1 protein-coding gene is annotated in these 1,865 nt (G+C 62.0%); it reads left to right on the top strand.

The features are described from left to right. Positions 1-1,865, top strand: a 1,865-nt coding sequence (locus WB785_RS17915) for a CoA transferase (RefSeq protein WP_424080643.1), incomplete at both ends; no start/stop codon positions are given.

Below are 1,865 nucleotides of genomic sequence, written 5' to 3'. Positions count from 1 at the left end.
ATCGTAGCGTTGTCTGCGTACGGGTTGACCGGACCATACCGCGACCGGCCCTCAACGGAATTCACGATCCAGGCCGAGAGCGGCACCCTGGCGCTGCGGGGTCGTCCCGACCAACCGCCCATTCAAGCGGGTGGTCGAGTCTTCGAATGGGTGATGGCCAGTTATGCCGCGGTCGCGGCGCTTGGCGCATTGCGGCGGGTTCAACTCGGCGGCGCAGGTGAAGTCGTTGACTGCTCGTTGTTGGAGACGTGTCACCTCAGCGCCAGCGGATTCGCCGATCTCTACGACGAGCTTGCCGGCCGTCCCCCTTTGACCGTGCCAGCCCGACAGGTTGAGATCCCTTCTATCGAACCAACCGCAGATGGATGGGTGGGCTTTAACACCAATACCCGCCAACAATTCGAGTCGTTCCTAGCAATGATCGGCCGACTGGATCTGCTCGACGACGACCCGGCGTGGGCACTCGCAACGACCCGCTGGGAGCGCCGAGAGGAGTGGAATCAGATTGTGCGGGAATGGACGACGAGGCGTTCCACAGACGAAATCGTCGCGTTGGCCTCCGATCTGCGGATTCCCGTCTCACCAGTCAACAATGGCCAGACCGTGTTGGACCACCCTCAGTTCGCAACGCGCGGCGTGTGGGGCCAGTATGCCGACGGCAGCTTTACTCACCCGTTGGCCGCCTACCGGATCAATGGCCGACGACCCACTCCCACAGTCAGTGCTCCTTCGCTCGGCGAAATGGCAAAAGTAGATGCCCACAGCAGGATTCGCACCGATGCCGACTGTGCACCCGGACTCCCCCTGGAGGGTGTACGCATTCTCGACGCGACAGCGTGGTGGGCAGGCCCCTCCTCGACGCACATTCTCGCCGCACTAGGCGCTGAGGTCATTCACCTGGAGTCGACAAAACACCCTGACGGCGCGCGGATGGCCGCCGCAGCGTTCGCCGATCAGACTCAGTGGTGGGAACGGTCGGGGATGTACCTGGCGACTAACACCAATAAGCGAGGGCTCACCCTCGACCTGTCCTCTCCCGAAGGCCGGGAGCTGTTTTTCGGATTCGTCACGCGCTCGGACATTCTGGTCGAGAACTTCTCGCCCCGCGTCTTCGACAATTTCGCCATCACGTGGGAGGCCGTCAGTGAGCAGAACCCCCGAATAGTGATGGTCCGCATGCCTGCGTTCGGCCTCGACGGGCCGTGGCGCAACAATGTCGGTTTCGCGCAAACAATGGAACAGATGACCGGAATGGCTTGGGTGACCGGCCACGAGTACGACCAGCCGCGAATCCCCCGCGGCCCCTGCGACCCGCTTGCAGGAATGCACTCCGCGTTCGCGATGCTCGCAGCACTCCGGCAACGTGACCAGACTGGCCAAGGGTCTTTCATCGAAGTATCGATGGTTGAGTCCGCGCTCAACGCAGCCGCCGAGCAGGTTGTCGAATTCACTGCGTACGGCAACCTGATATCGCGACTAGGAAATCGTAGCCGTGACGCCGCCCCACAAGGGCTCTATCAATGTGTGGGGACCGAGCGGTGGCTGGCGATTTCGGTCGCCACGGACGAGCAGTGGCGCCAATTGAAGTCGGCTCTATGCGAACCGGACTGGGCGGACGACCCCGCGTTGGACACTCACGAAGGACGTGTGCGGGCGCATGATCTGATTGATAAGCATCTTGAGGAGTGGGCTGGCCACCACGATTCCTCGGCCGCTGCAGAGTTGCTCGTTGAATTTGGGGTTCCAGCTGCGGATTTGGCAGACGCCAGGGTTGGTTCGATGCACCCGCAGCTCGCCGCACGAGGCTTTTTCGAAAACCTCGACCATCCCATTGTGGGACGCCATCATGTGCCGGCGATGCCCTT

The organism is Mycobacterium sp. (genome assembly GCF_049585075.1).
GTDB lineage: Bacteria > Actinomycetota > Actinomycetes > Mycobacteriales > Mycobacteriaceae > Mycobacterium.
Note: the sequence above shows the minus strand (reverse complement) of the source record. Positions and strands in the feature narration are given on the sequence as shown.